This is a genomic window from Ruegeria sp. BHSC276, from assembly GCF_059612945.1.
Window position 1 is genome coordinate 26,829 of record NZ_JBXWRP010000007.1, and the last position, 21,152, is coordinate 47,980.

The 21,152-nt window shown below is 62.7% G+C and carries 19 protein-coding genes and 1 other RNA gene; 6 read left to right on the top strand and 14 right to left on the bottom strand.

Features of this window, described 5'->3' with window-relative positions; genetic code table 11:
- Positions 1–11: 11 nt before the first annotated feature.
- Genes ccoP through ccoN form a run of 4 tightly spaced genes read right to left on the bottom strand, consistent with a single transcriptional unit; the run spans position 12 to position 3,424 of the window.
- Positions 12–881, bottom strand: coding sequence for a cytochrome-c oxidase, cbb3-type subunit III (gene ccoP / locus AC2FMD_RS12600; RefSeq protein WP_496742617.1), 870 nt, complete (start codon positions 879–881; stop codon positions 12–14).
- On the bottom strand, positions 878–1,063 hold the full coding sequence (locus AC2FMD_RS12605; protein WP_496682863.1) for a cbb3-type cytochrome oxidase subunit 3: 186 nt from the start codon (positions 1,061–1,063) through the stop codon (positions 878–880). Before AC2FMD_RS12605 ends, ccoP begins: the two co-directional genes overlap by 4 nt.
- A gap of 10 nt (positions 1,064–1,073) precedes the next feature.
- Positions 1,074–1,802, bottom strand: coding sequence for a cytochrome-c oxidase, cbb3-type subunit II (gene ccoO / locus AC2FMD_RS12610; protein ID WP_496682866.1), 729 nt, complete (start codon positions 1,800–1,802; stop codon positions 1,074–1,076).
- 14 nt (positions 1,803–1,816) lie between these two features.
- The gene (gene ccoN, locus AC2FMD_RS12615) at positions 1,817–3,424 is read right to left on the bottom strand and encodes a cytochrome-c oxidase, cbb3-type subunit I (RefSeq protein ID WP_496742618.1); all 1,608 of its coding nucleotides are present in this window, start codon (positions 3,422–3,424) and stop codon (positions 1,817–1,819) included.
- A 195-nt stretch (positions 3,425–3,619) separates the two neighbouring features.
- Between ccoN and AC2FMD_RS12620 the strand changes: the two genes are divergently transcribed.
- Positions 3,620–4,459: a universal stress protein gene (locus AC2FMD_RS12620; protein WP_496742619.1), complete on the top strand. Its 840-nt coding sequence runs from the start codon at positions 3,620–3,622 to the stop codon at positions 4,457–4,459.
- Positions 4,460–4,503: 44 nt separating this feature from the next.
- On the opposite strand, the gene AC2FMD_RS12625 is transcribed toward AC2FMD_RS12620, so the two are convergent.
- Together AC2FMD_RS12625 and fnrL are read right to left on the bottom strand one after the other, a co-directional pair.
- A complete protein-coding gene (locus AC2FMD_RS12625; protein WP_496682874.1) occupies positions 4,504–4,758 on the bottom strand; it encodes a GlsB/YeaQ/YmgE family stress response membrane protein in 255 nt (84 codons plus the stop codon).
- 101 nt (positions 4,759–4,859) lie between these two features.
- On the bottom strand, positions 4,860–5,603 hold the full coding sequence (gene fnrL, locus AC2FMD_RS12630) for a transcriptional regulator FnrL (protein ID WP_496682877.1): 744 nt from the start codon (positions 5,601–5,603) through the stop codon (positions 4,860–4,862).
- A gap of 61 nt (positions 5,604–5,664) precedes the next feature.
- Here fnrL and hemN point away from each other — a divergent pair, with 61 nt between their 5' ends.
- On the top strand, positions 5,665–7,020 hold the full coding sequence (hemN, locus tag AC2FMD_RS12635) for an oxygen-independent coproporphyrinogen III oxidase (protein WP_496742620.1): 1,356 nt from the start codon (positions 5,665–5,667) through the stop codon (positions 7,018–7,020).
- A 212-nt stretch (positions 7,021–7,232) separates the two neighbouring features.
- Positions 7,233–9,161 carry an elongation factor G gene (locus AC2FMD_RS12640; RefSeq protein WP_496742621.1) on the top strand — a complete coding sequence of 643 codons (1,929 nt, stop codon included), beginning with the start codon at positions 7,233–7,235 and terminating at the stop codon, positions 9,159–9,161.
- On the opposite strand, the gene AC2FMD_RS12645 is transcribed toward AC2FMD_RS12640, so the two are convergent.
- The 5 genes from AC2FMD_RS12645 to AC2FMD_RS12665 form a co-directional block, all read right to left on the bottom strand.
- Complete coding sequence (locus tag AC2FMD_RS12645; RefSeq protein ID WP_496742622.1) at positions 9,158–10,735, bottom strand: ABC transporter ATP-binding protein; 1,578 nt, start codon at positions 10,733–10,735, stop codon at positions 9,158–9,160. The two genes, AC2FMD_RS12640 and AC2FMD_RS12645, sit on opposite strands and share 4 nt — an antisense overlap.
- Complete coding sequence (locus AC2FMD_RS12650; RefSeq protein WP_496710695.1) at positions 10,732–11,838, bottom strand: ABC transporter permease; 1,107 nt, start codon at positions 11,836–11,838, stop codon at positions 10,732–10,734. Before AC2FMD_RS12650 ends, AC2FMD_RS12645 begins: the two co-directional genes overlap by 4 nt.
- The gene (locus tag AC2FMD_RS12655) at positions 11,839–12,933 is read right to left on the bottom strand and encodes a microcin C ABC transporter permease YejB (protein WP_496710696.1); all 1,095 of its coding nucleotides are present in this window, start codon (positions 12,931–12,933) and stop codon (positions 11,839–11,841) included. It abuts the gene before it with no gap.
- A gap of 1 nt (position 12,934) precedes the next feature.
- A complete protein-coding gene (locus tag AC2FMD_RS12660; RefSeq protein WP_496742623.1) occupies positions 12,935–14,845 on the bottom strand; it encodes an extracellular solute-binding protein in 1,911 nt (636 codons plus the stop codon).
- Between the two features lie 169 nt (positions 14,846–15,014).
- Positions 15,015–15,524, bottom strand: a complete 510-nt coding sequence (locus AC2FMD_RS12665) for a c-type cytochrome (protein WP_496680455.1) — start codon at positions 15,522–15,524, stop codon at positions 15,015–15,017.
- Between the two features lie 119 nt (positions 15,525–15,643).
- On the opposite strand from AC2FMD_RS12665, the gene AC2FMD_RS12670 reads away from it, so the two are divergent.
- Positions 15,644–16,477 carry a prephenate dehydratase gene (locus AC2FMD_RS12670; RefSeq protein WP_490360572.1) on the top strand — a complete coding sequence of 278 codons (834 nt, stop codon included), beginning with the start codon at positions 15,644–15,646 and terminating at the stop codon, positions 16,475–16,477.
- A gap of 20 nt (positions 16,478–16,497) precedes the next feature.
- Here AC2FMD_RS12670 and AC2FMD_RS12675 read toward each other — a convergent pair whose 3' ends face one another.
- Positions 16,498–16,965 (bottom strand): SRPBCC family protein, encoded by a 468-nt coding sequence (locus AC2FMD_RS12675; RefSeq protein WP_496795080.1) that lies wholly within the window; start codon positions 16,963–16,965, stop codon positions 16,498–16,500.
- 38 nt (positions 16,966–17,003) lie between these two features.
- The gene (gene nudC, locus AC2FMD_RS12680; protein ID WP_496742624.1) at positions 17,004–17,987 is read right to left on the bottom strand and encodes an NAD(+) diphosphatase; all 984 of its coding nucleotides are present in this window, start codon (positions 17,985–17,987) and stop codon (positions 17,004–17,006) included.
- A 144-nt stretch (positions 17,988–18,131) separates the two neighbouring features.
- On the opposite strand from nudC, the gene AC2FMD_RS12685 reads away from it, so the two are divergent.
- Positions 18,132–20,051, top strand: coding sequence for a bifunctional 2',3'-cyclic-nucleotide 2'-phosphodiesterase/3'-nucleotidase (locus AC2FMD_RS12685; protein WP_496742625.1), 1,920 nt, complete (start codon positions 18,132–18,134; stop codon positions 20,049–20,051).
- Between the two features lie 40 nt (positions 20,052–20,091).
- Positions 20,092–20,188: signal recognition particle sRNA small type (gene ffs / locus AC2FMD_RS12690), an RNA gene on the top strand.
- Positions 20,189–20,250: 62 nt separating this feature from the next.
- Here ffs and AC2FMD_RS12695 read toward each other — a convergent pair.
- Positions 20,251–21,108: an alpha/beta hydrolase family protein gene (locus AC2FMD_RS12695; protein WP_496742626.1), complete on the bottom strand. Its 858-nt coding sequence runs from the start codon at positions 21,106–21,108 to the stop codon at positions 20,251–20,253.
- Positions 21,109–21,152: the final 44 nt, after the last annotated feature.

The following is a 21,152-nucleotide window of genomic DNA, read 5'->3' on the forward strand; positions in this document are numbered from 1 at the left end:
TTTTCTTGTGTCTACTGACCGCCACCCAATTGATGGACGTAGAGCGAAACCGCGCGAATCTGCGCTTCGCTGAGACGGTTTTGCCAACCGGGCATGACGCCGAAGCGGCTGTTGGTCACGGTGTCGGTCAGGGTGTCGTAGTCGCCGCCATAGAGCCAGATCGCGTCCGCTAGGTTCGGCGCGCCCTGGTCGCGGTCGCCTTCGGCGTTTTCGCCGTGGCAGGAGGCGCAGTTGTCGGCATAGACGACGGATCCGGCCTCGACCAGCGCGGGATCGTTCGGCTCTCCGGAAAGCGACATGACATAGTTGACGACTTGCGAGATCTCCTCGGTCGTCAACAGCTCGTCGCGACCGAAGGCGGGCATCTCGGAATAGCGCGCCTCGTCATATTCCTCGTTGCGGATACCGGCGGCGACGGTGTGATAGATCGATTCCAGATCTCCACCCCAGAGCCACGAGTCGTCCAGGAGGTTCGGATAACCGACGGCGCCCGCCGCGCCCGAACCGTGGCACTGAGCGCACCAAGTCCGGAACACCGCCGCGCCAGAGGATACCGCGAAACTGCTGAGGTCAGGATCGGCAGCGATGTCGATCAGTTCGGCCTGCTCAAGGCGTGCGGTGATCGGTGCATTCGCCTCCTCCACCGCGGCGATTTCCGCATCCACCTTGGCGCGCGACGACCATCCCAGAACACCGGCCGTCGCGTGGTTCACCAGCGGCCAAGCCGGATAGAGGATCGTGTAGATGACGCCCCAGAAGATCGTGACGTAGAAGGTCCACAGCCACCAGCGCGGAAGCGGGTTGTTGAACTCTTCGATGCCGTCCCATTCGTGGCCGGTCGTACCGGGATCGCCCGGCTTTTTTTCGGGTGCTTTGCTCATTTCCGCGCCTCCTCGGATGTGGCGGGTTTGTCTTCATGCCGAAACGGTATGCCGGCAGTATCCTCGTATTGCTTGCTGGCACCGGGCCGAAACACCCAGATCACCACGCCGATGAAGAAGGCGAAGAGGGCCAGCAGCATCCAACTGTCGGCGAATTGCCGAAGGATCGTGTATTGCTCCATGACAGCCCCCTTACCGGTTCGCGTCCGGGGTGAAGGTCGAGAAATCGACCAGCGTCCCCAGCATCTGCAGATAGGCGATCAGCGCATCCGCTTCAGTCAGCTCGGGCTGGCCGTCAAAGTTGCGCACGTTCACCTTGTCGCCATAGCGCTCCAGCAGACCGTCATAGTCGCTGTCGGGATCGGCCTGAGCGCGGAAATCCGCCTCCGCGTTCTCCAGCATCTCGTCGGTATAGGGCGTTCCGACCGCGGCGTTCGCCGCCATGATGTCGCCGATATACTTTCCGTCCAGCTTGCGCCGTTCGAGGAAGCCGTACTTCGGCATCACCGATTCCGGCACCACCGATTGCGGATCACGCAGATGGTCCACGTGCCATTCGTCCGAGTAGCGGCCGCCGACGCGGGCCAGGTCCGGCCCGGTGCGCTTGGAGCCCCACTGGAACGGGTGGTCGTACATCGACTCGGCCGCCAGCGAGTAGTGGCCATAGCGTTCGACCTCGTCCCGCATCGGGCGGATCATCTGGCTGTGGCAGACATAGCAGCCTTCGCGGAGGTAGATTTCCCGTCCCGCCATTTCGAGAGGGGTGTAGGGCCGCATGCCCTCCACCTTCTCGATGGTGTTCTCAAGGTAGAACAGGGGCGTGATCTGCACGATGCCACCGATGGTCACGACCAGGAAGCTGAAGATCAGCAGGAGGGACGCGTTGGTCTCGAGGATCTTGTGTTTGTCAAGAATTGCCATTGCTCCGGCCCTCCTTATTCAGCCGGGACCGCGACGGTCAGGCTGGCCTCTTTGGCCGGCGCCTTCCGGACGGTCATCCACAGGTTGTAGCACATGATCACTGCACCCGCGACGTACAGCACGCCGCCCAGGGCACGCACCACGTACATCGGGAACTTGGCCGCCACAGTGTCGGCGAACGAGTTCACCAGGAAGCCGTTGGCATCCACTTCACGCCACATCAGGCCTTCCATGATGCCGGTCACCCACATCGACGCGGCGTAGAGCACGATGCCGATGGTGGCGAGCCAGAAGTGCCAGCTGACCATCTGCAGCGAGTACAGGCGCTCACGTTTCCAAAGAACCGGCACCAGGAAGTACAGCGCACCAAAGGTGATCATGCCGTTCCAGCCCAGCGCACCCGAGTGCACGTGGCCGATGGTCCAGTCGGTGTAGTGCGACAGCGAGTTGACCGCACGGATCGACATCATCGGGCCTTCGAAGGTGGACATGCCGTAGAAACCGACCGAGATGACCATCATGCGGATGACCGGGTCGGTGCGCAGCTTGTCCCATGCGCCCGAGAGCGTCATCAGACCGTTGATCATGCCACCCCACGAAGGCATCCACAGCACGACCGAGAACACCATGCCCAGCGTCGAGGCCCAGTCAGGCAGCGCGGTGTAGTGCAGGTGGTGAGGACCGGCCCAGATATAGATGAAGATCAGCGCCCAGAAGTGGATGATCGACAGCTTATAGCTGAAGACCGGGCGTTCGGCCTGTTTCGGGATGAAATAGTACATCATGCCCAGAAAGCCTGCGGTCAGGAAGAAGCCCACGGCATTGTGGCCGTACCACCACTGGATCATCGCATCCTGCACGCCCGACCAGACGATCACGGATTTCGAGCCCCAGATGCTGACCGGCAGGGTCATGTTGTTGACCAGGTGCAGCATCGCCACGGTCACGATGAAGGACAGATAGAACCAGTTGGCCACGTAGATATGCGGCTCTTTCCGTTTCACGATCGTGCCCAGGAACACGGCCAGATAGGCCACCCAGACGATGGTCAACCACAGATCGACATACCATTCCGGCTCGGCATATTCCTTGGACTGGGTGCCGCCCAGCACATAGCCGGTCGCGGCCAGCACGATGAACAGCTGATAGCCCCAGAACACGAACCAGGCGAGGTTTCCGCCCCATAGCCGTGCCGCGCTGGTGCGTTGCACCACGTAGAAGGACGTGGCGATCAGCGCGTTGCCGCCAAAGGCGAAGATCACGGCCGAGGTGTGCAGCGGACGCAGACGGCCAAAGTTCAGGTATCCTTGGGCCCATTCGAAATTGAGCACCGGGAAAGCCAGTTGAAATGCGATGAACGTACCCGCGAGGAATCCGACGACACCCCAAAAGGCGGTTGCGATCACGCCATAGCGGATCACGCCGTCCATGTATTCCCCCGAGCGATCGACAAGAATGTCGGGCTCGTCGGTGTTGCGAAGCGTCCAGATGAACAGGCCACCGGCGATCAGCATCACCAGTATCGCATGCACCTGATACGCCAAATCCCGCGCATAGTTGGCCCCGATCGCTGCGAACAGCGTGACCAGGCCAAACGCGATCAGCTTGATGTAATTCGACATATTGCGTCCCTTTGCCATGCCGCACGCGATTCTCTTGCCGCGCGCGGCTTTTTTGACTGCCTGCTGTATCGGCCAACCGCGGGCCCTACTGCTTTGATCTGTATCAAGACAATAGAGTGAAAACTGTGACACGCATAACCAAATGAATGACCTGCTCGAAACCGCCGCACCGAGCAATGGAACAATGAGGTCAAGATGGCTTACAAATCGCTTCTCTCAGTCGTGACGGAAACAAAATTCGCAAAAAAGGCGCTGGAGCAGATGGCTGCTTTGGCCGAAGCTCAGGATGCCCATGCCGAGGCGCTGTGTCTGGGCGTCGATCGCAGCCAGACCGGATACTACTATGCCGGGGCCAATGCGTTGATCTTGCAGGAAACCCTGAACCGGGCCAATGCCGAGGCTGAGGAGAACCTGAAATTCGCCGAAGAATTCCTGGGCAAGTCCGGCGTGCGCTGGTCGGCCGAAAGCGGCGTCGCGCAGATCGCAGATCTGGGCCGGCATGTCGCCCACAGGGCCCGATTCTCGGATCTGGTGGTGCTGCCGCAACCCTATGGCGAAGGCCGGGGCGCCGAGGCCGAGCCCATCATCGAGGCCGCGATGTTCGAAGGCCATGCCCCGGTTCTGGTGGTGCCGGATAACGCGGAAATCGTGTCTCGGCCGCGCACCGTTCTGATCGGGTGGAACGAAAGTGTCGAGGCGATGCGCGCTATCCGGTTCGCCCTGCCGTTCCTGATGGCGGCGGATCTGACCCGGATCGTCGTGATCGACCCGCCGACCCACGGCCCTGATCGGTCGGACCCGGGCGGGCTGTTGTCGCAAATGCTGGCCCGGCACGGGGTGAGATGCGAAATCGACGTGCTCAGCAAGACGATGACCCGCGTGTCGGACATTCTGAACCGCCATGCCGAGGACACCGCGGCCGACATGATCGTCATGGGGGCCTACGGACATTCCCGCTTCCGCGAGGCCATTCTGGGCGGCGCCACGCGGAACATGCTGGAAAAATCCGCCGTGCCGGTTTTCATGGCGCATTGACGGGAAACAGGGTCGGCCGCCTCGGGTTGGGGCGGCCCACTGGCTCAGACCTTCTTGACCAGCCCGATCAGGAACAGAAGGATCACCGCCCCGATCGTGGCGAAGAAGATCGACGAGAAAATCCCGCCGCCTACGGAAAATCCAAGCGCCGGAAAGATCGTCCCCGCCAGAAACGCCCCGACGACACCGACGATGATGTTGCCGACCAGGCCAAACCCGCGGCCGGACATGATCTTGCCCGACAGCCAACCGGCAATCGCGCCGATGAACAACATCGCTAATATACTGCTGAATTCCATGACCGCTCCCTGACTTGGGTTGATGCGCCCTTAGTTAGAGCACGGACGCGCCTTGGCGTCACGCATCAAGATCGCCGGGCACTGTGCTGTCAGATATGCCCTCAGACCAGAAAGCCGCCATCAGCGTCGTCGCCGGCTTCTTCCATCAGGCGCCCGATATCCGGCACGGTGACGTGGCGCTTGCCTTCCAGCAGGATCACCTCGTCCTTTTTCAGGGCCGATATCTGACGGCTGACCGTTTCCAGCGTCAGACCCAGATAGTCGGCCATCGCCTCGCGCGTCAGCGGCAGATCAAACACGATCGGTCCCGAAAGCCCCTTTTGGCTGACCGAGGCGTCCCGACGGGCAATGATCGACAGCAGGCTGGCGATCTTCTCGCGCGCGGTCTTGCGGCCCAGGACCAACATCCATTCACGCGCGGCGTCCAGTTCGTCCAGCGTCATCTGCAGCAGACGCTGCGCGATATGCGGCGTTCTGTTCATCAAGTCTTCGAACGGTTTCTTGCGGAAACAGCACATGACCACGTCGGTCGTGGCCACCACGTCATAAGGCGCCGACTCGCGCCCCGGGCGGCCGACGAAATCGCTAGGCAGCAGCAAGCCCACCATCTGGGTGCGCCCGTCCTCCATGGTTTGCGTCAACGATGCAATTCCAGACACCACCGAGCCGACGAAATTCATCTGGTCGCCCGACCAGATGATCGTCTGCCCCGCCTCGAAGCTGCGATAATACTTGATCTCTTCCAACGCGACCAACTCGTCCGCGTCACAGCGCGCGCATACCGCTCGGTGACGAATTGGACAGTCTTCGCAGTTCGAATGGTCAACGAGTGTAGTCAGGGTCATGCGCGCGTCCACTTGATCTCGGTCAAGGTCTTCTGGTTTCCGAGCCTATACCGGTGTCGCCATGATAGTAAAACCTCAATTGGCAAAGCTTGGACTATTTGACGCGAAGGTACCGCGTTATACCAGCTATCCGACCGCCCCCCACTTCAGCAATGACGTGGGGCCCGACATGTTCAGCGACTGGATTTCCGCCATCCGGCCGGGCAGTTCGATCTCGCTCTATGTTCATGTGCCGTTCTGCCGCCGGCTGTGCTGGTTCTGCGCCTGCCGCACCCAGGGCACCCAGACCGACAACCCGGTCATCGCCTATGTCGATGTCCTCAAGGCCGAACTGGACCTGCTGGCCGCGCGCCTGCCCAGCGGGGTGACCCTGTCGCGCCTGCACTGGGGCGGGGGCACGCCCACGCTGCTCAACCCCGACCTGATGCGCGAACTGGCCGCGCATATTCTGGGCATCGTCCCACTTGGACCCAACGCGGAATTCTCGGTCGAGATCGACCCCAACGAGGTGGACGCCGCCCGTCTTGACGCGCTGGCCGAAGCCGGGATGAACCGCGCCTCGATCGGGATTCAGGATTTCGATGACGAGATCCAGAAGAGCATCGGGCGCATCCAGAGCTATGACACCACCCGCGAGGCGATCGACATGATCCGTGAGCGCGGCGTGCCCAGCCTGAACGCTGACATCTTGTACGGACTGCCGCACCAGACCAAGGCGCGGATGACCGAAAGCGTGCAGAAGCTGCTGTCGCTAAGCCCCGACAGGGTGGCATTGTATGGCTATGCGCATGTACCGTGGATGGCGAAACGCCAGCAGCTGATCCCGTCCGACGCCCTGCCGACGCCGGAACAGCGGCTTGAGCTGTTCGACACCGCCCGCCGTCTGTTCCTGTGGGACAATTACGAAGAAATCGGCATTGACCATTTCGCCACCAAGGATGATGGGCTGACCCACGCGCTGAAAGCCGGACGGCTCAAGCGGAACTTCCAGGGCTATACCGACGATCAGGCCGAGGTTCTGATCGGCGTCGGCGCCAGCTCGATCTCGCGCTTCCCACAGGGTTATGCGCAGAACGCACCGGCCACTTCGACCCATACCAACGCGGTGCGCGAAGGCCAATTCTCGACCTCGCGCGGGCATCTGTTCAAGGGTCAGGACATCCTGCGCGCCCGCCTGATCGAGGCCCTGATGTGCGACTTCCGCATCGACACGGCCGAGATCCTGCGCGACCACGACATCTCGGCGGCCGAGCTGACGGCGATGTACCAGCGCGCCAATGACACCTTCGACGGGTTGTTGCAGATCACCGATAACGGGCTGTTCATCCCGCCCGAAGCGCGCGCGTTGACCCGGATGATTGCCCGGACCTTCGACGCCTATGACCTGAGCAAGGCGGGCCACAGCTCGGCGATCTGACGGCAGGCGTCAGGCCGCAACCCGGCCGGTCGCCACAATGCAAAAAAGCGGGGGGTTGACGCGTGCGGTGGCTTTTCCCCACACTCGGAAGACGGGCGGCAGGCCGCCCGACCCCCGAGGCAGGCCATCATTCAGACAGACTCGCCGGCGCATCCGCGTTCGACAGCTCCTTTCGTGCAACCACTCTGCAACTTGACGAAGGGACAGCACCCATGCGCGTTTTTACCGTTCTCGGCCCCAGCCAATCGGGCAAGACAACCCTGGTCGAGGCCATCAGTCGCCTTGATGGCCGGCCAACCACATTCGAGGTATCCGGAACCGTGCATCTGCACGGTTTTTCTTATCTGGACGAACCGTGGTGCGCGATAGATGTCGATGGCGGAGGCGATGCGATGGCCTATGCCGGGCCCGCCATGGCCATTTCCGACGCGGCGGTGGTCGTGGTCCCGCCTGACCCGGACGCGGCTGTTCTGTGCGCCCCCTACCTGCGGCTGGTCGAGGAGGCGGGCATTCCCTGCTTTCTGTTCATCAACCGGATGGACAACCCCAACGGCCGCATCCGAGACATCGCCGCCGCACTGCAGACCTATTGCAGCCATCACATTACCCTGCGGCAAGTGCCGATCCGTGAAGGCGAAACCATTATCGGGGCCGTCGACCTGATCTCGGAGCGCGCGTGGAAATATCAAGAAGGTCAGCCCTCGGCGCTGATCGAACTGCCGCAATCGGTTGCGGATCGCGAGGCCGAAGCCCGCACCGAACTGCTCGAGACCTTGTCGGATTTCGACGACCACCTGCTTGAGCAGCTGATCGAGGACAAGCAGCCGCCCAGCGCCGAGATCTATAACTTGGCCGCGCAGGTGTTGCAGAACCACCAGTTGATCCCGGCCTGTCTGGGCGCGGCCAGCCATGGCAACGGGCTGACCCGCCTGATGAAGGCCCTGCGGCACGAGGCGCCCGAGTTCGACATCGCCGCCGACCGCGACGCGGCGCCCGAAGCCGCGCGCGCCATCACCGGTTTTGCCGACGTCAAGAAGCACATCGGCAAGATCATCGTCCTGCGGGGGCTGGGCGACGGGATCAAGGCGCATGATCCGCTGGGCGGCGAAACCGTTGGCAACCTGACCGCGCTGGATGCCAAGACCCAGATCGACGGGCTGAAGGCCGGCGAGATCGGGCTGGCGGTAAAATCCGATCACCTCAACCCCGGCAATGTTTATGACAGCAGCGACTCCACACCGCTGCCGGATTGGGCCACGGCGCATCCGGTCGCCTATCGGCAGGTTGTGTCGCCAGCCCATGAACGCGACGACGTGCGCCTGTCCAACGCGCTGTCTCGGCTGGTCGAGATCGACCCGGGCTTGACGCTGGAACAGGACGAGCTGAGCGGCCACGCCGTTCTGGGCTCGCAGGGGCCGCAGCACATGCGGCGGGTGGTCGCCAAGCTGGCCGAGGATTTCGGGATCGAGATCGAGACTTCCCCGGTCGAGACCGCCTATCGCGAGACTATCCGCGCCGCGGTCGAACACCGACACCGCCACCGCAAGCAATCCGGTGGCGCGGGGCAGTTCGCCGATGTGGTGATCTCGGTCGCGCCGCTGCCGCGCGGATCAGATTTTCACTTCGACGAGGTGGTCAAGGGCGGCGCGGTACCCAAGAACTATATCCCCTCGGTCGAACAAGGCGCGGTCGATGCATTGGCGCAGGGCCCCGAGGGCTTTCCGGTGGTGGATGTGAAGGTCACGCTGCATGACGGCAAGCATCACAACGTGGACAGTTCCGATTTTGCCTTCCGGACGGCCGGAAAAAACGCAGTCCGCGAGGCCCTGCCGCAGGCCAAACCCGTCGTGTTGCAGCCGATCCTGAACGCCGAGATCCATGTTCCGTCGGCCTTCGTGGGCGATCTGGTGCCCACGATCAGCTCGCTTCAGGGGCAGGTCCTGGGGTTCGAGGGCAACCCGAACGCGCCGGGCTGGGAGATCTTCAACGCCCAGCTGCCCGCCGTGGCTGAGGACGAACTGCACCGCACGCTGGCCAGCGCCACACGCGGTACCGGCTGGGTCAAGCTGCAGTTCGACCACTATGAAGAGCTGCGCGGCCCGCTGCCCAAATCGGCGGCGCGCGAAGCGGCCAACGCCTAACCCGCCGCAGCGATCAGTTCGCGGGTGTAGTCATCCTGCGCGTTGACGAAGAGGTCTTCGGCAGCGCCCATCTCGACCACGTCTCCGTTGCGCATGACGATCACCTTGTGTGACATCGCCCGCACCACCTTCAGGTCGTGGCTGATGAACAAGTAGGCCAGCCCGTATTTCTTCTGCAAGTCGCGTAGCAGTTCGACGATCTGCACCTGAACCGTCATGTCCAGCGCGCTGGTGGGTTCATCCAGCACCAGCAGCTTGGGCCGCAGCACCATGGCGCGGGCAATCGCGATGCGCTGGCGTTGCCCGCCCGAGAATTCGTGCGGGTAGCGGTCCATGGCCGCCGGGTCCAGGCCCACCTCGGTCATCACCTCGGCCACCAACTCGCGCGGGGCACGGTGCGGATCGACCTTGTGGATCGCCAGACCCTCGGCGATGATCTGCTGGCAGGTCATACGCGGGCTGAGGCTGCCGAACGGGTCCTGGAATACGATCTGCATGTCCTTCCGCAGGCGGCGCAGTTCACGCGTGGACCAGCGGCGCACATCCTGCCCACGGAAGGTGATCCCGCCCTCGGAAGCGATCAGACGCATGATCGCAAGCGCAAGCGTGGTCTTGCCCGAGCCGCTTTCGCCCACGATCCCTAAGGTCTCGCCTGCCCGCACGCTGAGCGTAGCGTCGTTCACCGCCTTCACATAGCCGACCGTGCGTTTTAGGAACCCGCGCTGGATCGGGAACCAGACCTTCAGATGCTCGGTCCGGGCCACTTCTTCGGCCGCGGGGTCTATCGGATCGGGAATGCCTTTGGGTTCGGCCGCCAGCAGCTTGCGGGTATAGGGGTGCTGAGGGTTGTCGAAGATCTCGGCCACCGGGCCGGTCTCGACGATCTCGCCATCCTTCATCACGCAGACCCGGTCGGCGATGCGCCGCACGATGCCCAGATCATGGGTGATGAACAACATCCCCATGTTTTCCGATTTCTGCAGCTCGACCAGCAGCTCGAGGATCTGCGCCTGAATGGTCACGTCCAGCGCAGTGGTCGGCTCGTCAGCGATCAGGATATCGGGCTGATTGGCCAGCGCCATGGCGATCATCACCCGCTGCCGCTGTCCGCCGGACAGCTGATGGGGATAGGCGTCCAGCCGTTCCTCGGGGTCGCGGATGCCGACCTTGTTCAACAATTCGACGATCCGGGCGCGCGCCGCGTCGCCCGTCAGCCCCTGGTGCAGGGCCAGCGATTCCGCCATCTGCTTCTGAATCGTGTGCAGCGGGTTCAACGAGGTCATCGGCTCCTGGAAGATGAAGCTGATATCGTTGCCGCGCACCTCCATCAGACGCTGCTCCGAGGCGCCGATCATCTCTTGGCCGTCATAGGTGACCGATCCTTCGACGATTGCGCTGTCGCCCAGCAGCGACACGGTAGACAGCGCGGTGACCGATTTGCCCGAGCCGGATTCGCCCACCAGCGCCACGGTTTCCCCGCGATCGACATGGAACGACACGCCCCGAACCGCCGTGTTCACCTGCCCGTCCTGGCGGAACGAGACCCTGAGGTTTTTCACATCCAGCAAGCTCATGAGAAGGTCTTTCGCGGGTCGAACGCGTCACGCACGCCTTCGAAGATGAAGACCAGCAGCGACAGCATGATGGCAAAGGTGAAAAAGGCGGTGAAGGCCAGCCACGGGGCCTGCAGGTTTTGCTTGGCCTGCAGGGTCAGCTCACCCAGAGACGGGGCCGAGGACGGCAGCCCGAAGCCAAGGAAATCGAGGCTGGCCAGCCCCCCGATCGTGCCGGTCACGATGAAGGGCATGAAGGTCAGCGTGGCCACCATCGCGTTGGGCAGCATGTGGCGGAACATGATCGTCAGGTTGCCCACGCCCAGCGCCTTGGCCGCGCGCACATATTCCAGGTTGCGGGCGCGCAGGAACTCGGCCCGCACCACGCCCACCAGCCCCGTCCAGGAAAACAGGATCATCAGGAACACCAGCAGCCAGAAACTTCGCCCCAGCACCGCGAACATGATGATGATGACGTAAAGCGAAGGCGTCGCTGACCAGATCTCGATGATGCGTTGGAAGATCAGGTCCAGCCAGCCGCCGAAAAAGCCCTGCAGCGCGCCGGCGAATATGCCGATCAGGCTGGCCGCACCGGTGACGATCAGGGTGAACAGGATCGACAGGCGGAAGCCATAGATGACACGCGCCAGAACGTCGCGCTTGGTGTCGTCAGTGCCCAGCAGGTTCTGCCCGTTAGGCGGCAGGGGTGCTGCGCCGGGGCGGTCGACGCTGGTGTTGTAGGAATAGGGGATCGGCGGCCAGATCGCCCAGCCCCGCTCGAAACCTTCGGCCTGGAATGTTCCCGCTTCGATCTGTTCGATGATGCCTTCGGGGTCGTCGAAACACTCCTCCAGCCCGCCGCTGTCGATCAGGCACTGAACCTCGGGATCGCGGTAAATCGCCTCGGTCTCAAAATCGCCGCCGAACTCGGTCTCGGCGTAGAAATTGAAGATGGGCGTGTAGAACTCGCCCCGGTACTTCACCAGGATCGGTTTGTCATTGGCGATGAATTCCGCAAACAGCGACAGGCCGAACAGCACCGTGAAGATGATCAGCGACCAAAAGGCCCGGCGGTTGCGGCAGAAATTGCGCCAGCGGCGCTGGTTCAGAGGAGAAAGTGCCATTTACCCCTCGCGTTTCTCGAAATCGATGCGCGGATCGACCAGCACATACATCAAGTCGCTGATGATGCCGACGACCAGCCCGAGCAGACCGAAGATGAACAGCGTCCCAAAGATCACCGGATAATCGCGCGCCACCGCGGCCTCAAAGCCCAGACGGCCCAAACCATCCAGCGAGAATATCGTCTCGATGATGATCGACCCGCCGAAGAACACGCCGATGAACACCGCCGGAAAGCCGGCGATCACGATCAGCATCGCATTGCGGAATACGTGGCCGTACAAAACCCGCCGTTCACTCAGGCCCTTGGCGCGGGCAGTCATGACGTATTGCTTCTTGATCTCGTCCAGAAACGAATTCTTGGTCAGCAGCGTCAGCGTGGCAAAGGCCGAGATTGTCAGCGCGATGGTCGGCAGGGCGATGTGCCAGAAATAGTCGGCCACTTTGCCCAGCAGGCTGAGGTCTTCCCAATTATCCGAGGTCAGCCCTCTGAGCGGGAAGATCTGCCAGTAGGACCCGCCCGCAAACAGAACCAGCAGCAGGATCGCGAACAGGAAGCCCGGAATCGCATAGGCCACGATGATGGCCGCGCTGGTCCAGGTGTCAAAGCGTGAACCATCCTTGACCGCCTTGCGGATGCCCAGCGGGATCGAGACCAGATAAGCGATCAGCGTCGACCAAAGGCCCAGCGAGATCGAGACCGGCATCTTTTCCAGCACCAGGTCAATCACCGAGACCGAGCGGAAGTAGCTTTCGCCGAAATCCAGCGTCAGATAGTTGCCCATCATGTTCAGGAACCGCTCGATCGGCGGTTTGTCGAACCCGAACTCTTTCTCCAGTTCGGCGATGAATTCCGGCGGCAACCCGCGGGCGCCCACGTATTTGTCATCGAAGACGCCGCCGCCGGGTTCGGCACCGGCCCCGGCATCGCCCGATCCGGCAAAGCCCGCGAACACATCGCCCTGCCCTTCGATCTGGGCGATGATCTGTTCGATTGGACCGCCAGGCACGAACTGCACCAGCGTGAAGTTGACGATCATGATGCCCAGAAGGGTCGGAATGACCAGCAACAGGCGTCTAAGGATATAGGCGCCCATGTTACCGCAACGCGCCTGCCGCTTTCAGGGCCGCTTCCTTTTCCGGGTTGATCCACCACAGATCCAGATAACCCAGCGAATAGGGCGGCAGCTGTTCGGGATATTCATACATGTCGTAGTACGCCGTCCAGTATTCCGCGATATACCCGTCGGGGATGATGAAGAACTCGTACCGCAGGGCCCGGTCAAGCGCCATCAGCGCCGCGTCCTGCTCGGTCTGGTTGGTCGTGGCGAAAGACGCCTCGATAATGGCGTCCACCAGGGGGCTGGCAAGTCCGGCCGGGTTGAACAGGCTGAACGCGGCCTCTTTCGAGCCGTACATCTGGCTCAGCCCGCCGCCGGTGGACAGGAAAGCGCTGTAGCGGGTGGAATACACCATGTCGTAGTCACGTTCGCGGCTGCGCAGCGTGTATTGCGCCGGGTCGACCTTTTCCGCCGTCGCGTCCACGCCGATGGCCTGTAGGTTCTGCACGAAGGTCTCGATCATCGTGGCCGTCGAGGTCGGCAGGTTGGAGGGGTACGGGATGTTCACCCGCAAGGTTTGACCCTGGGCGTTGCGGCGCACGTTGCCCTCACCCACGGGCCATCCGGCCTCGTCCAGCAGCTTCGCGGCCTTGCGCAAGTTGCGCCGGTCGTTCAGCCGTGCCGGGTTCGATTGATGCACCGTTTCCACCGGCTGGGTGAGCAATTCCGACGGCACCACGTCGCCCAGCGACTTCAGAAACTCCAACTCGGGACCCTGCGGGACATCCTTCGCCTCGAGCGGGGTGCCTTCGATGAAGGAATCACGCGGCGAGTTCAGACCGTACAGGAGCGATTCATTGGCCCATTCGAAATTGAACGCCAGCGCCAGCGCCTTGCGCACGTTCTTGTCGGCGAATTGCGGGCGCGCCAGATTGAACACGAAACCGGACGGATTCGGCGGACTGCCGTCGGGGATCGCATCCTTCACCACATAGCCCTGCGCGACCTTGGGAAAATCATACCCGGTCGCCCACAGCTTGGGGTCGCTTTCGATGCGGAATGTGTATTCGCCGGCCTTGAACGCCTCGAAGGCCGCAGTCTGATCCGCGAAATACTCGACCCGGATGCTGTCATAGTTGAACCGCCCTTTGTTGAACGGCAGGTCCTTGCCCCAATAATCATCGCGCCGCTTGTAGACGATGCGCCGGTTGATGTCGTAGCTGTCCAGCTTGTAGGGTCCCGACCCCACGGCGACCTCAAGCCGCGGCTCGTCCAGGCGACGCGACGGGTCGGCCTCGAACCAGGCCTTCGAAAACACCGGGGTGGACCCCACCGTCTCGATACGGCTGCGGGCGGTCAATTCAGGATTGAAGGTGAATTTCACCGTGTGGGTGTCCAGAGCTTCGGCGCCAGTGACCATGCGGCCCACGGCCTGCGCATAGGATGGCAGGCCCTGCTCGATGAACAGGCGGTGGCTGTAGACGACATCCTCGGCCGTGACCGGTGTGCCGTCCCAGAAGGTCGCCTCGGGGCGCAGATGGAAGATGACCCAGTTGCGGTCGGCGTCATATTCCAGACTTTCGGCCAGCACGCCGTAATACTGGCCAATGCTGTCATCCGAACTGTCGATCAACCGGTCGTATTGCAACGTGGTCAAAGCACCGGCCCGCCCCTTGCGGGAATAGGGGTTGAGCGAATCAAACGTCCCCGACGCCGCCAGCGACAGCTCGCCCCCCTTGGGCGCATCGGGGTTCACATAGTTCAGATGCGCATAGTCGGCCGGATAGTCCAGGTTGCCGAAATACGAATACCCGTGGCTGCGGATGATGTCGCCCTCATCTGCCACGCCCGGCACTGTCTGCAGCGCCATGATCGCCGCCGAAAGCCCCAACGCTGACGCCCAATGCCGAATACTCAGTACACGCGCGCCAGGTAAAACGGGTTTCATGCAGGTCATCCTTCGCGTTCGTCTCGGTTCCATGTCTGTCCACGCTAGCTAACGGGCCAGCGATGGCAGTTGCAAGTTTAGACTGCGTGAGCGCTTTGTGAAGATTTGTTGAGACGAAAAAGCCGCTGCACATCGGCAGCGGCTTTCGCAAGTCACGGACCCTGACCAATCAGCCGCCGATCGTCTGCAGATAGGCGATCAGATCGGCACGGTCTTCAGGTTTTTTCAGGCCCGCAAAGCTCATCGAAGTGCCTTGGATATAGCCTTTCGGATTGGCCAGGAAGGCATCCAGTTCCTCGGGCGTCCAGTTGCCGCCATGCGACTGCATCGCGGCGGAATACCCGCCGAACCCTTCGGCCGATGCGATCGGACGGTTCACGACGGCGTACAGGTACGGGCCGGTGCCGTTCGCGCCCTTCTCGAGCTTGTGGCAGGCCGAGCACTTGCGGAACACCTTGGCTCCCTTTTCAGGATCGGCCGCGGCCAGCAGATCGGCAAAGACCACTTCTTCGCCGTCAGCGCTTTCGCCGGCGCTTTCCGTTTCGATCACATAGGCGGCCATTTCACCATGCGCGTCCGTGCTATACAGAACGTCAGCCCCCCATTTCGCCAGGAGGAAGAAAAGAAAGGCACCGAACAGGCCGGCTGCGGCCTTGGTAACTGTCATCGTGTCAAACATTGATCGCGAGTCCATTTCAGCTGTCTGCGGGGTGTCTAAGGCTTCCCCTTGCAAGAGGCAAGGTATAGACACCGCGACCAAACGCCCAATTCTGTAACTTGTTGCACGGAATCGACCAAATGACCAATCGCATCGCATTTCAGGGCGAACCCGGCGCCTACAGCCACGAAGCCTGCCGCATGGCCCGCCCCGACATGGAGCCCCTGCCCTGCCGCACCTTCGAGGACGTGATCGAATCGGTCCGGTCGGGCCAGGCCGATCTGGCGATGCTGCCGGTCGAGAACACCACCTATGGCCGCGTCGCCGACATCCACCGTTTGCTGCCGCACAGCGGGCTGCACATTATCGACGAAGCCTTCGTGCGTGTGCACATCAACCTTCTGGCGGTCCCCGGCGCAACGCTTGAAGACATTACCGAGGCGCATTCACACCTGGTCCTGCTGCCGCAATGCGCGGGCTTTCTGCAGGAACACGGCATCCGGGGCCGGGTCAGCCCCGACAATGCCCGCGCCGCGCGCGAGGTTGCCGAGGCCGGAGACAAACACTCGGCAGCCCTTGCCAGCGAACTGGCGGGCGAGATCTATGGGCTGAACGTTCTGGCTCGGCATATCGAGGACAATGACGACAACACCACCCGGTTCCTTGTCATGTCGCGCGAAGTGGACGAGACGCGCCGGGGTGCGCATGGCATGATCACCAGCTTCGTCTTCCAGGTCCGCAACATCCCGGCGGCGCTGTACAAGGCGCTTGGCGGGTTCGCGACGAACGGCATCAACATGACCAAGCTGGAAAGCTACATGGTCGACGGTTCCTTCACGGCGACGCAATTCTATGCGGACATCGTCGGCCATCCCGACGACCGCAACGTGCAGTTGGCGATGGACGAGTTGCAGCATTTCACCACGAATGTCGAAATACTGGGGGTCTATCCCGCCGCGCGGCCTCGGGGCTAGCGACTTGCTGCCGGGCGCCGTCAGCCCCCGTGCGCGTACCGGGTTTCCATTTCGCGGGCGAAATCACCCAGCCGCAACTGGAACTGGCGGCGAAACCGAGTTTTTCCCAGCTTGAACGATTGCAGCAACAGCCGTGCGGGCAAAGTCTGGGCGGCCAGCGACATTTCGATGGACAACCTCGTGTGCCGCTGCGACAGCGGCAGCAACTCGACCGTGGTCAGGCTGGTCATGCCCTTACCCGCGGCCACGAACCGCATCAGCGACGGGCGTTCGAACTCGGCCAGTTCGACCGACATGCGGCGCGTTCGACCGCGCACCTTGAATTCGGCATCCCAACAGGCGCCGACCCCGGGGGAAGGCGTATCGAAGGTCCGCCGCACCTCGATCCCGCGCCGCAGCGCCATGCGTTCGAAACGCCCGAAATCCGCGACCATCTCGAAAACGTCCGAGATGGGGACCTGAATGTCTTGCTGTGCCGAAAACTGCATGTACGCCTTGATCGTTCGGTATTTTTGCCAGTGTCTCGCTAGTCCAGTGTATCCGCAAGCCAGTTGCGCAGAAGAAAATGCGCGATCGCGCCTTTTCGCGCCGGCATCAACCGCGGGTGTTCCCCGGCAAAGGCCTGCATCATGTCAGCGCGCGACACCCAGATCGCGTCTTCGATCTCGACCGGATCGATCATCAGCCGCTGCGACAGGGCCTGTGCCGCACATCCAAACATCAGCGAAGCTGGAAACGGCCAGGGCTGGCTGGCCAGATAGCTGACCGCACCGACCGGCACGCCGGCTTCTTCCATGACCTCGCGTCGCACGGCGGCCTCGAGCGTTTCGCCCGGTTCGACGAATCCGGCCAACAGTGAATACATCCCCTCGGGCCAGCCGGGCGAGCGCCCCATCAGCACTGCGTCGCCAAAGGTGACCAGCATGATGACCACCGGATCAGTGCGCGGGAAGTGCTGGGCGCCGCATTCGGGGCAGGCCCGCTGCCAGCCGCCCTGTGCCGGGGCGCTGCGGGTTCCGCACCGGGCGCAAAACCGATGGGTTTCGTGCCAGCCGATCACCGCCTTCGCCGTCGCGGCGATTTCGGCATCGCGGGGCGACAGACGGGTCATGATGCGACGCAGCTCGGCAAAGACATGACCGGTGGGCAGGTTCGGATGCTGCTGCTCGGAGCGATCGACAAAGGCCCCGACTCCAGACAAGTCCAGCCCGTCGGCCGGCCAATCGGATATGTCGGCGGCAAACAAGGGCGCGCCCGCGTCGGACTTCCCCATGAAAACGGGCTGTTCGACGGCACCCCCGGGGCCGCTCTGCACCAGAGCGTGGGTCATCGGCACCCAAGCCAGCTGATCCAGATCGCCGCCCTGCACCAAGATCTTGCCCCGCCACAGCAACAGGCAGCGCGACATCGGGTCCCTGCGGGCCGCCTCCAGTTCTTCGCCGTTGGCGCGAATATCAGCGGCACGGTTCAGCCCCGATCCGCCGAATGTAACCTGCTCTGCCCGTTTCATGTCCATGCTCCTGCGATTGGCTCAAGGGCTGCCACGACTGTCGGCCCAGCGCAATGCCCAAGCCAAGGCCGCCGTTCGGCACCGCCTGCAAAAAAGACACATGGATGCCCGACAAATAAACGGATATTCTACCTTTCGGCGAACATGCATTTCAAACAACGCACAAAAGCAGAGCAGTTGAAAACAAAAACCTTGGCGCACCAAGCGCATGGCCAAGCGATCCAATCCGTCCTTCGCATCCTGGCGACGACGGACCTGCACATGAATCTGACCAGCTTCGACTATTACGCCGACCAGCCGGACCAAGCCATCGGGCTGACCCGCACGGCCAGCCTGATCCGCGTCGCCCGGCAAGAGGCCCGGCAGTCGGGCGCCGAAGTGCTGCTGTTCGACAACGGCGACGCGCTGCAAGGCACGTTGCTGGGTGATTGGGCCGCCGACCAGCCCGGCCCTCAGCATCCGCTGTTGTCGGCTTTCGAGAAACTGGGCTATGACGCAATCGCGCTTGGCAACCACGATTTCAGCTTCGGGCTGCCCGTTCTGGAAGCCATCGTCGAACACGCGCCGTTTCCGGTGCTGTGCGGCAATCTCCGGCGCATTGGACGGGCGCAGGCCTGGCAGCCCTGGGTCGTACTAACACGTCGGATGCGGGTTGGCGGCCAAGAGGTTCCGCTGCGCGTCGGCGTTTTTTCGATCCTGCCGCCGCAGACGGCCCGGTGGGAAGCGCACCATCTGGACGGGCAGGTCGAGGTCGCCGATTCGATTTCCACCGCCCGGACCTGCATTGCCGAACTGCGCGACCGCGGCTGTGACCTGGTGATTGCCCTTGCCCATTCCGGCCTTGGTGACGCCGAACCTGCCCCCATGTCCGAAAACGTGGTGATCCAGCTGGCGGCTCTGGCCGGCGTGGATGCCATCGTGGCCGGGCACACGCACATGCTGTTTCCCGCAGACGTCCCGGACCCGGTGGCCAGCATGGACCTGCAAAACGGTCTGATCCACGGCAAGCCCGTGGTCATGCCCGGAACCGCCGGAACGCATCTGGGCGTGATCGACCTGACGCTGGAGCGAGATGCAACAGGGTGGAAAATCGTCGCGAAATCCGGCCGACTCCGCTCTGTTCAGCCTGCGCAGCCGGATGCGGGGCCTGTGCCCGAAGACCCCGAGATGATGCAAGTGTTTCAGAACGGACACGCACGGACACGCCGCCGTGCGGCATCGCCGGTCGGGCGGACGGAACAGGCCATGCACAGCTATTTCACTTTCTGCGGGCTGGATCGCGGCCTGACCTTGGTCGCCGCGGCCCAGGCCGCAGCGCTGCGGCCGGTTCTGAAAGAGTCGAAGTTGGAAAACCTTCCGCTGCTGTCGAGCGTAGCACCCTCCAAATTCGGGGGTCGGGCCGGGCCACGCCATTTCACCGATGTTCCGCGGGGCGACGTGTTCCTGCGCCACGTGTCGGATCTGCATGTGTTTCCCAATGAGTTGCGCGCGGTCGTCGTTACCGGTGCGCAGTTGCGGGATTGGCTGGAAATGTCGACAGCAGTCTACCGGCAAATCGACGGCGCCCGCGAAGCAGACCTGATAGACCCGCAGGCGACCGGGCACAATTTTGACGTTCTGCACGGGGTGACCTACAAAATCGATCCGTCATGCCCGCCGCGTTTCGACCTTGGCGGACACCGGACCGGTAACGAGAATGGGCGGATACGAAACCTTTGCCATCACGGCACCCCGGTCACGCCGGAACAGGCCTATGTCGTGGCCGTCAACAACTATCGGGCCAATGGCGGTGGCAATTTCCCGATCCTGCGGCAAAGTCCGGCGATCCAGATGCCGCGCATGAATATCCGCGCGATCGTCCGGGATTACCTGTCCGGAGCGCTGGAACGCGATCCGCTCGAAGATGCTCCGGCCAGCTTTTCCCTGACCGGTTTCCACGGGCGTGCGGCCGTGCTGCGCACCGGACCGGGCGCCGAGAAATACCTGGATGAACTGGCCGCTTTCAGCCCCGAGCCGCTTGGGTTGGACGACCAGGGCTTTCTCCGGATTCGGCTGTGGCCGTGACGGGTTGCCAAGCGCCTGCGTGATGCCTATATCGGCGGTCGAGAGGTTGGCGCGGGCAAGCGCCTCGCCAACCTGGTCAGGTCCGGAAGGAAGCAGCCACAACGAGCCCCGCTTGGGTCGCTGTCCAACCTCTCACTTGATGCCGTCACGGCACACTGTTTTCCGATCATTCCCTGATGCAGGACCGCCGGACTGGTCGTCAGGCAACCAGCCGCGGCCAGATTGCGCGGCTGCGCCGAGCGAAGGCGCCGATATGGCCGACCTCGCGCAGGCCGAAGGCGGCCGGGGCCAATAGATGGCGCCGCGCCGCAGGCCCGTACAGCTCGGCCAGCCGCCAGACCGCCGGCGGCGGAACCGTCTGATCATCCTCCAGGGCGATGACGTCCACCGGGGTCGTCATTCGGCCCCAATCGGCCGGCGGAAGCGTGTCGCCCAGTTCCGGCAGATAGCTGTCGGGTGACGTACACCACTTCCGCCACTGCCAATAGACCCCGGATGGCAGGTCGGAGCCGAACCCAAGCATCCGCCCCGGCAGATAGCCCAGCAGACGCACCAGAGGCGGCACATGACCATACCAGAACAGGCTCGCCAACCCTTTGTAGGGCCAGGGATGATCGGCCAGGGTCACCAGCCCCGAACACACGCAGATCATCCGGTCGATCCGGTCGATCCCGGGCTGAAGCGGCCCCAGCATCCCGCCAACCGAATGACCGATGACCCAAAGCTTGGCATCGGGATAGCGCCGCCGCATCTCGGCCTGCGCCGCCGGCATGTCCTTCAGCGCCCAATCGGCCATCGTGGCATCCGAGTCTTTCAGGCGCCGTTTCAGAGATGTCCCGAAATCGCGATAGTCATAGGTCAGGCAGGCCATGCCCCGTTCAGCGGCCAGCCACCGCGCGAAATGCTGGTAGTAGCCCCGCGGCACGCCGGTTGCCCCGTTCAGTACGACCGCGATTTCCGGCCTGGCCATCGGTGCATAGAGCCGCGCCGACAGGTTTGCCTCGCCCGCCGAAAACTCGAAATCCTCGACTTTCACGGTCTGCTGCGAATCCAACATCCATGCCTCCAAGCGCTCTGGACCGATTGGTCTAATCATTTCAT

Coding starts and splice junctions, on each gene's coding strand:
- AC2FMD_RS12625 (WP_496682874.1), bottom strand. CDS start 4,758: ATGGAATTCAGCAGTATATTAGCGATGTTGTTCATCGGCGCGATTGCC.
- hemN (WP_496742620.1), top strand. CDS start 5,665: ATGATAGTAAAACCTCAATTGGCAAAGCTTGGACTATTTGACGCGAAG.
- AC2FMD_RS12620 (WP_496742619.1), top strand. CDS start 3,620: ATGGCTTACAAATCGCTTCTCTCAGTCGTGACGGAAACAAAATTCGCA.
- ccoP (WP_496742617.1), bottom strand. CDS start 881: ATGAGCAAAGCACCCGAAAAAAAGCCGGGCGATCCCGGTACGACCGGC.
- AC2FMD_RS12655 (WP_496710696.1), bottom strand. CDS start 12,933: ATGGGCGCCTATATCCTTAGACGCCTGTTGCTGGTCATTCCGACCCTT.
- AC2FMD_RS12645 (WP_496742622.1), bottom strand. CDS start 10,735: ATGAGCTTGCTGGATGTGAAAAACCTCAGGGTCTCGTTCCGCCAGGAC.
- nudC (WP_496742624.1), bottom strand. CDS start 17,987: ATGAAACGGGCAGAGCAGGTTACATTCGGCGGATCGGGGCTGAACCGT.
- AC2FMD_RS12640 (WP_496742621.1), top strand. CDS start 7,233: ATGCGCGTTTTTACCGTTCTCGGCCCCAGCCAATCGGGCAAGACAACC.
- ccoN (WP_496742618.1), bottom strand. CDS start 3,424: ATGTCGAATTACATCAAGCTGATCGCGTTTGGCCTGGTCACGCTGTTC.
- AC2FMD_RS12695 (WP_496742626.1), bottom strand. CDS start 21,108: ATGTTGGATTCGCAGCAGACCGTGAAAGTCGAGGATTTCGAGTTTTCG.
- AC2FMD_RS12675 (WP_496795080.1), bottom strand. CDS start 16,965: ATGCAGTTTTCGGCACAGCAAGACATTCAGGTCCCCATCTCGGACGTT.
- fnrL (WP_496682877.1), bottom strand. CDS start 5,603: ATGACCCTGACTACACTCGTTGACCATTCGAACTGCGAAGACTGTCCA.
- AC2FMD_RS12605 (WP_496682863.1), bottom strand. CDS start 1,063: ATGGAGCAATACACGATCCTTCGGCAATTCGCCGACAGTTGGATGCTG.
- AC2FMD_RS12670 (WP_490360572.1), top strand. CDS start 15,644: ATGACCAATCGCATCGCATTTCAGGGCGAACCCGGCGCCTACAGCCAC.
- AC2FMD_RS12665 (WP_496680455.1), bottom strand. CDS start 15,524: ATGTTTGACACGATGACAGTTACCAAGGCCGCAGCCGGCCTGTTCGGT.
- AC2FMD_RS12650 (WP_496710695.1), bottom strand. CDS start 11,838: ATGGCACTTTCTCCTCTGAACCAGCGCCGCTGGCGCAATTTCTGCCGC.
- ccoO (WP_496682866.1), bottom strand. CDS start 1,802: ATGGCAATTCTTGACAAACACAAGATCCTCGAGACCAACGCGTCCCTC.
- AC2FMD_RS12685 (WP_496742625.1), top strand. CDS start 18,132: ATGCATTTCAAACAACGCACAAAAGCAGAGCAGTTGAAAACAAAAACC.
- AC2FMD_RS12660 (WP_496742623.1), bottom strand. CDS start 14,845: ATGAAACCCGTTTTACCTGGCGCGCGTGTACTGAGTATTCGGCATTGG.